Source organism: Pseudomonas sp. NPDC089752, from assembly GCF_044748725.1.
GTDB lineage: Bacteria > Pseudomonadota > Gammaproteobacteria > Pseudomonadales > Pseudomonadaceae > Aquipseudomonas.
The window spans coordinates 225,682-237,444 of record NZ_JBIVGP010000001.1 but is presented as its reverse complement, the minus strand read 5'-3'; the positions used below and the strand labels follow the sequence as shown (position 1 = coordinate 237,444).

General features: G+C 62.1%; 13 protein-coding genes. 8 read left to right on the top strand and 5 right to left on the bottom strand.

The window, feature by feature from the left end; all coding sequences use genetic code 11:
* Positions 1 to 24: 24 nt before the first annotated feature.
* Positions 25 to 375 carry a hypothetical protein gene (locus tag ACIPZF_RS00950; protein WP_400794376.1) on the bottom strand — a complete coding sequence of 117 codons (351 nt, stop codon included), beginning with the start codon at positions 373 to 375 and terminating at the stop codon, positions 25 to 27.
* 115 nt (positions 376 to 490) lie between these two features.
* On the opposite strand from ACIPZF_RS00950, the gene ACIPZF_RS00945 reads away from it, so the two are divergent.
* The 5 genes from ACIPZF_RS00945 (at position 491) to ACIPZF_RS00925 (ending at position 5,078) form a co-directional block, all read left to right on the top strand.
* Entirely contained in the window at positions 491 to 793 is a 303-nt protein-coding gene (locus tag ACIPZF_RS00945) for an RcnB family protein (protein WP_400794374.1), read from the top strand.
* Positions 794 to 921: 128 nt separating this feature from the next.
* On the top strand, positions 922 to 1,101 hold the full coding sequence (locus tag ACIPZF_RS00940; protein ID WP_400794372.1) for a hypothetical protein: 180 nt from the start codon (positions 922 to 924) through the stop codon (positions 1,099 to 1,101).
* A 49-nt stretch (positions 1,102 to 1,150) separates the two neighbouring features.
* Entirely contained in the window at positions 1,151 to 1,537 is a 387-nt protein-coding gene (locus ACIPZF_RS00935; protein ID WP_400794370.1) for a glycine zipper domain-containing protein, read from the top strand.
* Positions 1,538 to 1,685: 148 nt separating this feature from the next.
* Positions 1,686 to 3,515: an SLC13 family permease gene (locus ACIPZF_RS00930; protein WP_400794369.1), complete on the top strand. Its 1,830-nt coding sequence runs from the start codon at positions 1,686 to 1,688 to the stop codon at positions 3,513 to 3,515.
* A gap of 138 nt (positions 3,516 to 3,653) precedes the next feature.
* Positions 3,654 to 5,078: a diguanylate cyclase gene (locus ACIPZF_RS00925; protein ID WP_400794367.1), complete on the top strand. Its 1,425-nt coding sequence runs from the start codon at positions 3,654 to 3,656 to the stop codon at positions 5,076 to 5,078.
* Position 5,079: 1 nt separating this feature from the next.
* Here the strand turns inward: ACIPZF_RS00925 and ACIPZF_RS00920 are convergent, their stop codons facing one another.
* On the bottom strand, positions 5,080 to 5,841 hold the full coding sequence (locus tag ACIPZF_RS00920; protein WP_400794365.1) for a sulfite exporter TauE/SafE family protein: 762 nt from the start codon (positions 5,839 to 5,841) through the stop codon (positions 5,080 to 5,082).
* Positions 5,842 to 5,940: 99 nt separating this feature from the next.
* On the opposite strand from ACIPZF_RS00920, the gene ACIPZF_RS00915 reads away from it, so the two are divergent.
* Positions 5,941 to 6,861: a LysR substrate-binding domain-containing protein gene (locus ACIPZF_RS00915; RefSeq protein WP_400794363.1), complete on the top strand. Its 921-nt coding sequence runs from the start codon at positions 5,941 to 5,943 to the stop codon at positions 6,859 to 6,861.
* Between the two features lie 116 nt (positions 6,862 to 6,977).
* On the opposite strand, the gene ACIPZF_RS00910 is transcribed toward ACIPZF_RS00915, so the two are convergent.
* Positions 6,978 to 7,172: a hypothetical protein gene (locus ACIPZF_RS00910; protein WP_400794361.1), complete on the bottom strand. Its 195-nt coding sequence runs from the start codon at positions 7,170 to 7,172 to the stop codon at positions 6,978 to 6,980.
* A gap of 676 nt (positions 7,173 to 7,848) precedes the next feature.
* On the opposite strand from ACIPZF_RS00910, the gene ACIPZF_RS00905 reads away from it, so the two are divergent.
* Positions 7,849 to 8,034 (top strand): hypothetical protein, encoded by a 186-nt coding sequence (locus tag ACIPZF_RS00905; RefSeq protein ID WP_400794359.1) that lies wholly within the window; start codon positions 7,849 to 7,851, stop codon positions 8,032 to 8,034.
* A gap of 20 nt (positions 8,035 to 8,054) precedes the next feature.
* On the opposite strand, the gene ACIPZF_RS00900 is transcribed toward ACIPZF_RS00905, so the two are convergent.
* A complete protein-coding gene (locus ACIPZF_RS00900) occupies positions 8,055 to 9,209 on the bottom strand; it encodes an MFS transporter (protein WP_400794358.1) in 1,155 nt (384 codons plus the stop codon).
* 234 nt (positions 9,210 to 9,443) lie between these two features.
* On the opposite strand from ACIPZF_RS00900, the gene ACIPZF_RS00895 reads away from it, so the two are divergent.
* The gene (locus tag ACIPZF_RS00895) at positions 9,444 to 10,661 is read left to right on the top strand and encodes an amidohydrolase family protein (RefSeq protein WP_400794356.1); all 1,218 of its coding nucleotides are present in this window, start codon (positions 9,444 to 9,446) and stop codon (positions 10,659 to 10,661) included.
* Positions 10,662 to 10,669: 8 nt separating this feature from the next.
* Here the strand turns inward: ACIPZF_RS00895 and ACIPZF_RS00890 are convergent, their stop codons facing one another.
* Complete coding sequence (locus ACIPZF_RS00890; protein WP_400794354.1) at positions 10,670 to 11,548, bottom strand: LysR substrate-binding domain-containing protein; 879 nt, start codon at positions 11,546 to 11,548, stop codon at positions 10,670 to 10,672.
* Between the last annotated feature and the right edge of the window lie 215 nt (positions 11,549 to 11,763).

Sequence of the window (11,763 nt, the reverse complement as noted above, 5' to 3'; positions counted from 1 at the left end):
TGCCATTGGTTTTCCAGCGGCTGATTACAAGCAGGTAGCAGCCGCCGCGCGGCGTTGCAATGCCACGCCATCGTTCTTCTGCGCATAGTAGTCCACCCGCGTGCCGCTGCCCTGCGAATACACATCTACAAATGATTCCGCCTCACGCGTATAAACAGTCAGGCCGCCTTGCTTGCGCGCCTCCAGGTAGCCACTGGCGTCATCCCCGAACACATCCTCTTTCTGCCAGCTGAACTGAATGCACTGGGCGACCAACTCCGGCGCCTTGCGCGAGTCGAGCTGCGCAGTCGGCTTACCGCCGCGTGCCGTATCCATGGTCGCTGAAGCGCAACCGACCAACACCAGCGCTGCAGCCATCGGCAGAATTGCTCGCATGTTCCATCCTCGGGGCAAAAAAGAAAGCGACTCTAGCACTGCCGGGCAGGGCGAGTGAATTGTCCCGCACTGGCTGCTGTCGCAGTTAAGGCATGCCTATAACAGGAGATTCGTCATGAAAGCACGCCGTCTTTTGCCATCGCTGTTGCTCGCCGCCCTGCCCTGCCTGCCCCTGGTCGCTTCAGCTGCGCCATCGGCCGAAGAAAGTGTCACCGCTCCGGAAACCCATAACCGCGAACTCAAAGTGGGTGACAAAGCACCGGATCAATACAAACGCGACGACCAGACCATCAAGGACTGGAAAGCCAAGGGCTTGCCGGAACCCGAGAAGGAAAGCCACTGGGTGCGTATGGGTGATCACTATGTACTGGTGCAGATCACCAACGGCGTAGTTCTCGCTATCCACCCCGCCTCCTGACTCAAGGCATCATGCTGCGCCGCTCATCGACGGCGCAGCAAATGTTGTGCGCGCAGGAAACCAAATGGATCGATAACAGTCCTAGCAAGTGCCCCGTAAACCCATGCGGATCAAGGACCTATATCGTGATGACCCGCCTTGCAAGCTTTTCGCTGATCGGTGCATTCCTGCTGATCGCCGGCTGCCACCACCACCATTACCACGATGACGATGACGGCTGGCGTGATGGTGATCGCGGCCACCGTCACCACCAGCGGCATGATCGCGACGATGATGATCGCCGCTACCGTGACCGCGATTACCGTTGATACGTCTTTCCACTCCACACATAACTGATGATTCTCCGAGGCTCCTATCATGCGTCTGACTTTGCCTTCCCTTGCACTTGGCCTGCTGCTGTGCCAAGGCGCTTTCGCCGGTGACGGCACTGCCGCCATTGGCGGTGGCCTGGGTGGCGTCCTGGGTAACGTTGTCGGCAAACAGCTCGGCGGCAGCACCGGTGCGGCCATCGGTGCTGGCGTGGGCGGCGCGGCAGGCAGCGCAGTCGCCGCACGCAAGGGCAACCGCACCGAAGCCGCCATCGGCGGTGGCCTGGGTTCGGCGGGCGGCTCGCTGCTGGGCGGCAAGGTCGGCGGTTCGGCCGGCTCGACCATCGGCGCCGGCCTTGGCGGCGCGGCGGGTGGCGCTATCGGCAACCATTTGGGTGATAACAACGGCAAGAAGCACCGCCGTCACCGTCACTGAGTCATACAGCATCAGGGCCGCCTTCGCGGCCCTTTTTGTTCAAGCGCTCGCGTGAACCCTGCAACACATCAATACCCTTTCACTACAAGCTGCCACACTGACTGCTATTGTCTCGCGTGCCCCTTGAGTGAAGGAACACCCCCGCCCCATGAATCAGGAACTACTCTGGGTCCTCGGCCTGCTGGCTGTCGTCGTCGTCCTCTTCGTCATCAACCGCCCGCGCATGGACGTGGTCGCCCTGCTGGTGATCCTTGCTCTGCCGTTGATGGGCATTCTCACCGCCGAACAGGCGCTGGCCGGTTTCAGCGACCCCAACGTGGTGCTGATCGCCGCCTTGTTCGTGATCGGCGAGGGGCTGGTGCGTACTGGCATTGCCTACCGCATAGGGGAATGGATGAGCGCGCGTGCCGGCAACAGCGAGGCGCGCCTTCTCGTATTGCTGATGGTGTCGGTGGCCGGGCTGGGCTCGGTGATGAGCTCGACCGGCGTGGTGGCAATTTTCATCCCGGTGGTGCTGAGCATCGCCGCGCGCCTGAGGATCTCACCCAGCCGCCTGATGATGCCGCTGAGCTTCGCCGGCCTGATCAGTGGCATGCTCAGCCTGGTGGCCACCCCACCCAACGTGGTGGTGCACAGCGAACTGGTGCGCCATGGTGAATCGGGCTTCAGCTTTTTCAGCTTTACCCCGTTTGGCCTGGTAGTGCTGGTGCTGGGCGTCGGTTACATGCTGCTGACGCGCAATTGGCTGAACGGCGAGGTACGCAAAGATGGGCGGGTGGAAAGCCGCCGCACCCTGCTCGACCTGGTGCTCGATTACAAACTCAATGGCCGCGAACGGCGCCTGCGTATTCGCCCGCAATCGCCTCTGATCGGCCATACCCTCGGCGAGTTGGCGCTGCGCACCCGGCATGGCGCCAACGTGATCGGCATCGAGCGCCAGCACAAGTTCACCACGCGGGTCATCGCCGCCGACTCCAATACCGTGCTGCATCAGGGCGATGTCCTGCTGCTCGACCTGTTCGCCAATCGCGACGACCTGCGCAACCTGTGCCAGACCATGCAACTGGAACCGCTGCACTTCAAGGCGGCCTACTTCATCGACCAGTCCCAGGAGCTGGGCATGGCCGAAGTCTCGCTGCCACCTGGTTCGCAACTGATCGGCAAAAGCATCCTGGACCTTGCCTTCCGCACCCGCTACGACCTCAACGTGGTCGGCCTGCGCCGCGAGCAGGCAGCGATCGAAGAACATCTGGTGGAAGAGCCGCTTCGCCAGGGCGATACACTGCTGGTGGTCGGCCTCTGGAAGGCGGTGCGCCAGCTGCAAAGCCAACCGAAGGACTTTCTGGTGTTGAGCCTGCCCGCCGAGATCGACCAGGTGGCACCGGCGCGCGCTCGCGCCCCTTATGCCTTGATCAGCCTGGCGGTAATGGTCGGGCTGATGGTCAGCGGTGCGGTGCCCAACGTGATCGCCGCGCTTATCGGTTGCCTGCTGATGGGCGCCGGGCGCTGCATCGACATGAACAGCGCCTACCGGGCAATCCACTGGCAAAGCCTGGTGTTGATCGTTGGCATGCTGCCGTTCGCCCAGGCCCTGCAAAAGACCGGCGGCATCGACCTGGCGGTGGGCGGGCTGGTCAGCCTGCTGGGTGGCGCCGGCCCGCTCGTCATGCTCGCCTGCCTGTTCATGGTGACCGCCCTGATTGGCCTGTTCATTTCCAACACCGCCACTGCGGTGCTGATGGCGCCCGTGGCAATCAGCACCGCGACCCAATTGGGTCTGTCGCCCTACCCGTTCGCCATGACTGTGGCCCTGGCAGCCTCGGCGGCGTTCATGACCCCGGTCTCCTCGCCTGTGAATACCCTGGTACTGGGCCCAGGCCAATACCGCTTTGGCGACTTCGTCAAGGTCGGGGTGCCCTTCACGCTCCTGGTGATGATAGTAACGGTGTTGACGGTGCCGTGGTTTTACGGCTTATGAGCCTTTTGGCAGTGAAGGCATGCTAATTGGCACTATCCTGCGCAATCGCAGCACATTGACATCAACTAGACTATGGAAACACACTGACACGTTACTGCCCCAGGTGCCTACAGCCGTTGTCCTGGATTTCGTCTCCGCTTGTCGGTCGAGCCTATGGTTTTTCCAGCCAAATCGCGCTTGTTGCCCCATGTCGCCCTGTTCGGGCTGACCTTTGCCCTGACCCTGGGCGGGATTCTGGCTAGGCCGATCGAGTCCCTGTCGCTGTTCTGGCCCGTCAATGCCGTGCTGGCGGGCATGCTGTTGCGTTACCCACGCCAAGCCGGCCCGGTCGGTTTCGCCCTGATCTGGCTGGCGATGGTCGCCGCCGACCTGGCCTGCGGCAGCGCCTGGGCGCCGGCGCTGTGGTTCAACCTGTGCAACCTGGGTGTTGTAGTGACGGTGTGGCAGTTGCTGTCACGCCTGCCGCGCCGCCACCGACGCATGCGCAGCCCACAGGGCGTGCTCAGCATGTTCGGCGCCAGCACTGCAGGGGCCGCAGTGGCGGCCAGCCTGGCCTGCGTGATGGCCGCGCCATGGTTCGAGCAATCGTTGCGCTCCACCTGGCTGGCCTGGTTCAGCGAGCAGTTCTCGACCAGCGTGCTGGTATTGCCCGTGCTGCTTACCGCGCCCTCGGTCCGTGCGCTGGTACGCAGCGGCGCCCAGGCTATCCGCCTGGCTCCCCTGCTGGTGCTGCTGGCGTCGCTGGCCTTGAGCATTTTCTTCGGCGGGCCGGGGGCGATTGCCTTCCCGATCGCGGCGCTGTTGTGGTGCGCCTGGACCTACTCACCCTTCCTGGTGTCCCTGCTGACACTCACGGCTGGCAGCACGCTGATCGTCGCGGTGGCGCAGAACCTCATGCATTTCAGCGTGCCGCAGAGCGAGCCGGGCGTCACCACGCTGATGTCGGCGCGCCTGGGCATCGCCATGCTGGTGCTCGGGCCCCTGGTGGTCGCTTGTGTCAGCCAGGCCAACCGCAGCCTGCTGGCACGCCTGGCGCATCAGGCCACCATCGATCATCTGACCGGCGTGCTGACCCGCAGCGCCTTTACCCAGCGCGCCAGCGCTCTGCTCGACAGCCGCCAACAGCATGTTCAGGCACTGCCACTGACCTTGATGATGCTGGATATCGACCACTTCAAATCGATCAACGACCGCCACGGCCATGGCGTTGGCGACCAGGTTCTGCGCCAGTTCGCCCGCACGTTACAGGACCAGTTGCAGGACGGCGAGCTGCTGGCGCGCATGGGCGGAGAGGAGTTCGTCGTGCTACTCCCGGGGCTTGCGCCGGAACGTGCCAAGTTCACCGCCGAACGCTTGCGCCGGGCGGTGCAGGACCTGCATGTGGCTCAACGCGATGCGCGCCTGCAGATGACTGTCAGTATCGGCCTCGACGGCTGCGCTGCCGATGTCGCGGCGCCAGGCCTTGACGAACTGTTGGCCCGCGCGGACCAGGCGCTGTACCGCGCAAAGGCCCACGGCCGCAATCGCGTCGAACTGGCCGAAGCCCAGCGCCAGGTTGTCTGACTCAACCCGTCAGCAAATCCCAGGACAGCTTGGCGATCAGCACGCACAGCAGAATCAGGAACAGCCCGCGCACGAACCCTGCGCCCTTGCGTACCGCCAGCCAGGTGCCGGTCAGCGCGCCGAGCACATTGCACGCCGCCATCGGCAGGGCAATGGCGTACAGCACATTGCCGGAGGGCACGAAGAACACCAGCGCCGCCAGGTTGGTAGCGATGTTGACCACCTTGGCCGAGGCCGAGGCATGCAGGAAGTCCAGGGCGAAGAAGCGAATGAACAGGAAGATCAGGAAACTGCCGGTGCCCGGGCCGAACAGACCATCGTAGAAGCCGATGGCGCCCCCGATCAGCACGGCCAGGCATTGCTCCTTGCGGCCGATCTTCGCCGGTTTGTGCAAAGTGCCGAAGTCCTTCTTGCAGAAGGTGTAGATCGCCATCAGCACGATCATCACCAACACCGCCGGACGCATCACGCTGGGCGGCACCAGCGACACCGTGGCGGCGCCTGCGAACGACATGACGAACGCGCTGAGCGCCGCAGGCACGATCAATCCCCAATCCAATGTCACCTTGCGGATGAACGAGCGCGCCGCGAAGGCCGTACCGCAGACTGAAGCCAGCTTATTGGTGCCCAGCAAGGCTGCGGGTTGCGCGGTAGGCAGCACGTTGAACAGTGCCGGGATCTGGATCAGCCCGCCGCCGCCGACGGCGGCATCGATCAGGCCGGCGGCAAAGGCGAACAGGGAAAGTACGGCAATATCCATCATGACGCGGTTCCAGGCAGGGATGTCAGACGGCAAGGCTAATCAAAACAGCGCGCTTGTGTTGAAATGCCATATTGCAAAAACCGCAACAAGGAGCCATTCATGGCATTGGACATGCTGCGCGAAATCCAGGCCTTCGTCAGCGTCGCGCACAAGCGCAGCTTCGTCGCCGCCGCCCGTGCCCTTGGCCGCTCTCCCAGCGCCGTGACGCGCGCGGTGCAGATGCTTGAAGAGAACACCGGGTGCAAGCTGCTCAACCGCAATGCCAATGCGGTGACACTCACCGACGCGGGTGAACGCTTGCTCCCACATGCCGAACGCTTGCTGGATGTGCAACGTGACGCTGCCGACGAGCTGGCTGCGCTCAGCGGAAGCGCCCAAGGCTGGATCCGCTTCGGCGTGCCGCAACTGCTCGGTGAACATGTGCTGCCGGGTGTGCTGGCGGCGTTTTTCCAACGTCACCCGCAGGTCACCCTGGATGTGCAGTACGGCGATGAGGCCATGGACCCGCTGCTGGGCAAGCTCGATTTCGTGGTGCGCGGCGCCTTCCCACAATCGAGTGAGCTGATCGGCTATCCGCTGTGGCGCTACCAACGCCATGTCTATGCCAGCCCTGCCTACCTGGCCCGCAATGGCACACCTCGGCAGCCAGAAGAGCTAGTGGATCATGCGTTGATCCTGCACACCGCTCCACGCATTCTCAAGGCCTGGCATTTCTGTCGCGATGGCCGCATCACCAGCCTGCGCCCACATCCGCGGCTGCGGCTGAGTTCAGGTGATGCGGTGTACCACAGCACGCTGGCAGGTGCCGGCATCGCTCGGCTGGCTGATTGGGTCGGCGAAGCGCAAGTCAGAGCCGGACGCCTGGTGCGTGTATGCGCGCAATACCGGTTGACTTCCAGCACCGGACAAGACCCTCAGATGCATGCGGTGTACCCCGCCGGGGAGCTGCCAGCACGGGTACGCGAGCTGCTAATGGCGCTGCGCCAGGCAGGTGAAGCGGCGATTGAACAGGCCGGCTGAGGGCTGTTCAAAATCTGCTCAATTTAACAGAAGCCACAAACGGCTTGGCTTGCAGCATTTTATCCACAGACCTACCCACGATTTTTGTGGACAGATTTCCTCTTGCAAAGAAGGACTTATCGCACGCGCAGCAGTGCCGCATTCGCCGCTTTGACCAGCTCGATCCATTCAACCGCGGTGATCTCACCCGATTGTTCCAAGGCTTCGGCACTGCGCAACGCCTGATCGTATTCGTCCTCTTCGAGGATGTCGGCAGTGAGAAAACGGCTACGCCACTCCAGCATGGCTGAAGTGCCCTTCTTGCATTCCATCTATGTATCGACTCCAAAGCAAAAGACCAGGTGCTATGCGACCCATTGTGACGCGAGCGCGAGAGTACACGAGCTGTTTGCACTTGAGAACGACTTGCAGCTACCGCTAGTCCAGCGGTATACCAAGATACGCTGCGGAGCCAGGCAGGAAATGGGCCCATCTGACGGAGGAGATGGGCCGGAGGGTGGGCGAAAAATCAGCTTGGCGGAATAGTGCCCAGCAGGCCGATCAGAATCGTCAGCAGCAAAAAACCACCCAGAAACAGCGCGAGCTTGCCCATTGGAACCTCTTCAAATGTGGTGTGGGGATGAAAAGCATTATGGGCGGCGGGCTGATACGGTTACAGATTCAGGTTGGTGAAAAAAAAGCGTATCAGATGGCGCTTAATTGCTACATCAGATTTCAGACTGCGCCTCTGCGCCATGGACGCAGTCTTCAGCATCTTCCGCCCGCCCACTGCCATAAGCCCCAGCAAATTCGGGTATCAGATAGGTCTCCTTTCTACACGAATGGAAACAGGTACAACTCCAATTTGTAGGACGTTTCTCCACTACAGGTGCGACGTTTCGTGGTGTCGAGCATTCGCTGTATGAAACCTCAGTTTCCGCAGGATTATTGAGCTGCTACGGTCCATTTTCCTACAACGGCACGGAGGCCCCTTAGCGTGAGAGATACATGGACCCGTTCAATACGTCTGGCTTGGCACTGCAAAAAAACCTGCTCGCATTACGCAAGGAACGAGACCGTCTGAAGGCGGCCGGCATGCTTGAAGAGGCGCTGCAGCTTGCGCGGCAGATTGCACAGATCGAGGCAGTCGTCGAGAGGTTACCTCTGGGTGTGAAGCCGCCAACGTTGCAGTAGCGGCGACTATCCGGCCTCGATCAGCAAGCAGCCCGAGTGCGCACTCGCTTGGGCATGGCCCCAAGGCCTGTCACGGCAAAGGCAATCACCAGCGCCCCGGTCCCCAGCAGAAAGATCAGTTGCTGATTGGAGCCGTCCACCAGCATCGCGATCAGCGCCGGGGTCACTGCTGCAGCTCCCATCAAGGTGATGCTGACCAGCGGCGTGAGCTTGCCTGTCGGGTCGTTGGTGGTGATCAGTGCCATGTAGTACGACAGCGACAGCACCCAGCCGAAGTTCAGCAACAACAGCGCGGCACATAGCTGCATCGGGGTGCGCGTGTGGCCAGTGAGCAGGGCGATGGAGATGAACACCGCCACCAATCCCACGGCGATCATCAGCTGACGGTTGACCCGCCCACCGAGCACGCTTGGCAACGCGGCGCCCGGCAGGCCGCCAATGGCCGACAGGCCGAACGCCCAGCCGATATCGACGCCGCCGATCCCCTGGTCACGGGCCAGCTGGTCGATGAAGCCCCAGACACAGTAAATGGCGACCTGCATGAACAGCATGCCCACCAGCGCGCTGCGCCCCGTACGCGCCGAACCACCCTGGGCCGGCGTAGCTTCGCCGCTTTCCAGCACGACTACCGGACGACGTGGCAGAACCAGGCTGGCGCCACAGATCAGCAGGTACCACAGACCGAAGGAGCACAACGCGGTCACGGCTCCACTCTGCGCGGCAAGCAAGGGCAACGCGGCGGAAAACAACGAATACTCCGGCGTCTGCAACAACAACATCAGCCCGAAGGAACGGTCCTGATTGGGCAAGCGCCCCAGTGTCGTCACGGCGTACGCATAGACCAGTCCTGCGCAGGTCCCAGCCGCCAGGCGCACGATCAACAGCATCGTGCTGGTGGTGGCGAAGGCCGTAGCAATGCTCAAGACCAAGCACAGCATGCCGACCAATAGGCACAGGCTGCGCCCGCCATGGCGCTTCATCAGCAGCGGACACAGCAAGGTGCCGAGGGTCATGCCGATCATCTCGACCGACACCACCCAGCCCTGCAGGTCGAGTGACAGGCTCAGCCGCTCGGTGAGCAATCCCATGAAGATGGGTTGCACTCCACAGACGATGAATGACGTACAGGCAATGAAGATGAGAGCGGCACGCACTCGCTTGGAATCACTGAGCATGGGGAAACTCCGACACGGCATTTGTTTTTGTTTTGGATGGACGGGGCACGCGCTCAATGCTGGGGGGAGTCAGGAAGCTTTGAAAGTTAATTATCGGAATCGACTCCAGTGGGCTTTTTAATGCAGACCTGCATCCATAAATGCACTGCCGTCGATCCTGATAATTAATTTGAGCCCAATCCCGATCCTCCCTACCGTGTCAGCTCATCCAAGCCTCGGAGAACAGGCCCGAACATGAACGACCGTGAGTTCATCAACGCCATCGACCAGGATGGCCTGCCCCTGCATATCGCCGTGAAAAACGGGCGCATTACCCACATCGGCGCGCAGCGCGCCGCTGAAGCGTCCCGCGAAACCATCGACCTGGAGGGCCTGTTGGCCCTGCCAGGCTTCGTTGACGGCCACATCCACTTGGACAAGAGCTTCGTCGGCGACCGTTGGCGCCCGCATCAACCAGTGGCGTCCTTGCGTGAACGCCTGGCCGTGGAAAAACGCGAACTGGCCAGCGCCCCGCCTATCCTCGAGCGCGCCAATGCGCTGATCCGCCAAGCCGCCTCCTTCGGCACAATAGCCATGCGTTGCCATGTTGACGTGGACGCCACCACTGGCCTCGCCCACCTGCGCGCCATCCTCGAAGCCCGCGAGCAGTGGAAAGACCTGCTCGACATCGAACTGGTCGCCTTCCCCCAGGCCGGTGTGGTCACTTGCCCCGGCACCGCCGAAGTGATGGAAGCCGCAGTGCGCGAAGGTGTGCAGGTGGTCGGTGGAATCGACCCGACCACCCTGGACGGCGACGCCGAAACCCAGCTCGATATCGTCTTCGGCATTGCTGACCGGCATGGCGTGAAGGTCGATATCCACCTGCATGAGCCGGGCGACATCTGCATCGCCCAGCTCGAACGCATCGCCGCGCGGACCCAGGCACTGGGTATGAAAGGCTTGGTGGCGGTCAGCCATGCCTACGGCCTGGGCGATGTCTCCGAGAGCGTGGTCGACCGCACTGCCGAAGTACTGGCCCGCGCTGGCATATCGATCATGACCAACGCCCCCGGCGAGCACGCCTTCCCGCCCGTGCTGCGCCTGCGCGCCGGTGGTGTGCGGGTGTTCACCGGCAATGACAACATCCAGGACGCCTGGTGGCCTTACGGCAACGGCGACATGCTGCAACGCGCCATGCTGGTCAGCTACCGCTCGGGGTTCAACACCGACGAAGAACTGCGCGTAGCGCTGGAATTGGCGACCGAGGCCGGCGCCGGAGTGATGGGCAAGCAGGACTATGGCTTGAAGGTTGGCAACGAAGCGAGCTTTGTGCTGTTCAAGGCGCCGAATGCCGCAGCGGCGGTGGCGGCGGCCATCCATGAGCGGGTGATTGTGCGCCATGGCGCGTTCTGGGGTGGGCCTGCGCAGCTGCAGTTGAAGGCAGCGCAATTCGTCGAAGAACTGCGCCGCTAAAACCTGGCTTAATCAGCCTCTGACCTGAGGATGTCACTCAGGATCTGCGCCAGCGCCTTGACCATCGAATCAGCAGTAGGCCGATGGAAGATTGCGGCTTCGAATACCGTAATCGGCTTGAAGCCCTCCTCCGCCCCCAGTATCCGATGCGCTGCCGTCACCACCCGGTGCGGCAGCAGGCTGACCCCCAGCCCATTGGCCACCGCCTCCTGGATACCCGCCAGGCTTGAACTGGTAAAGCCGATGCGCCAATTACGGCCCATGGCCTCGATGGCATTGATCATGTCGTCGCGATACAGGCCGCGCGGCGGGAAGGTCACCAGCGGGATCGGGTCCTGGACGAAACACGGAAACTGCGCGCTGTCGAGCCAGTCGATGCGCTCCGGCTGGCAGGCAACCGCTTCACGGCTGTGGCGACGCTGCTTGACCAGCACCAGGTCCAGTTCACCCCGGTCGTAGGTAGTCATCAGGTCACGGCTCAGCCCGCCGGTGATCTCCAGCTTGACCTTGGGGTTCTTCCGGTTGAACGCCGCCAGCGCCTGCATTGTTTTGCCTGCTACGAAATCGTCCGGTAGACCGATGCGCACGGTGACCGTGATACCACCCGACATCGCTTCGGTAAGCTGGTTGCTTACCGCTAGCAGGTGGCGCGCGTAGCCCAACAGGGTTTCACCGGCGTCGGTGGGGTGTACCTCGCGGTTGCTGCGGTCGAGCAGTTGCTGGCCGACCATTTCTTCCAGGCGGCGGACCTTCTGGCTCACCGTGGACTGCGTGGAGTGCAGGCGAGCCGCGGCGGTGGTGAAGCTGCCGCAGTCGGCGACCATGACCAGGGTGCGGAGCATGTCCAGGTCGTAGATCGGGCGATTGGGTTTGGCGGAGTCTGACATTGGGAGTTCAGTTTTTGAATTTTTGGCTGGGTGCATGATGCCAGAATGTGTCAAAAAATCAGATTTCGCCCCTTTCTTGTAGTCTATTTCCCAAACATACTGCTGCCGCCTGTTTTCCGTTGCGGTTGCCCTATCACCGCTCTAGTCTCGGCCTGTCGCTGCACATCAGCGACACGGCTTTGACAGGCCGCAACGGTTTTGGCTTACGGCGCGTC

What these genes read in the sequence shown, in the direction of transcription:
- ACIPZF_RS00945 (WP_400794374.1), top strand. Translation starts at nt 491, where the DNA reads ATGAAAGCACGCCGTCTTTTGCCATCGCTGTTGCTCGCCGCCCTGCCC.
- ACIPZF_RS00940 (WP_400794372.1), top strand. Translation starts at nt 922, where the DNA reads ATGACCCGCCTTGCAAGCTTTTCGCTGATCGGTGCATTCCTGCTGATC.
- ACIPZF_RS00890 (WP_400794354.1), bottom strand. Translation starts at nt 11,548, where the DNA reads ATGTCAGACTCCGCCAAACCCAATCGCCCGATCTACGACCTGGACATG.
- ACIPZF_RS00920 (WP_400794365.1), bottom strand. Translation starts at nt 5,841, where the DNA reads ATGATGGATATTGCCGTACTTTCCCTGTTCGCCTTTGCCGCCGGCCTG.
- ACIPZF_RS00935 (WP_400794370.1), top strand. Translation starts at nt 1,151, where the DNA reads ATGCGTCTGACTTTGCCTTCCCTTGCACTTGGCCTGCTGCTGTGCCAA.
- ACIPZF_RS00915 (WP_400794363.1), top strand. Translation starts at nt 5,941, where the DNA reads ATGGCATTGGACATGCTGCGCGAAATCCAGGCCTTCGTCAGCGTCGCG.
- ACIPZF_RS00910 (WP_400794361.1), bottom strand. Translation starts at nt 7,172, where the DNA reads ATGGAATGCAAGAAGGGCACTTCAGCCATGCTGGAGTGGCGTAGCCGT.
- ACIPZF_RS00895 (WP_400794356.1), top strand. Translation starts at nt 9,444, where the DNA reads ATGAACGACCGTGAGTTCATCAACGCCATCGACCAGGATGGCCTGCCC.
- ACIPZF_RS00905 (WP_400794359.1), top strand. Translation starts at nt 7,849, where the DNA reads ATGGACCCGTTCAATACGTCTGGCTTGGCACTGCAAAAAAACCTGCTC.
- ACIPZF_RS00950 (WP_400794376.1), bottom strand. Translation starts at nt 375, where the DNA reads ATGCGAGCAATTCTGCCGATGGCTGCAGCGCTGGTGTTGGTCGGTTGC.
- ACIPZF_RS00930 (WP_400794369.1), top strand. Translation starts at nt 1,686, where the DNA reads ATGAATCAGGAACTACTCTGGGTCCTCGGCCTGCTGGCTGTCGTCGTC.
- ACIPZF_RS00900 (WP_400794358.1), bottom strand. Translation starts at nt 9,209, where the DNA reads ATGCTCAGTGATTCCAAGCGAGTGCGTGCCGCTCTCATCTTCATTGCC.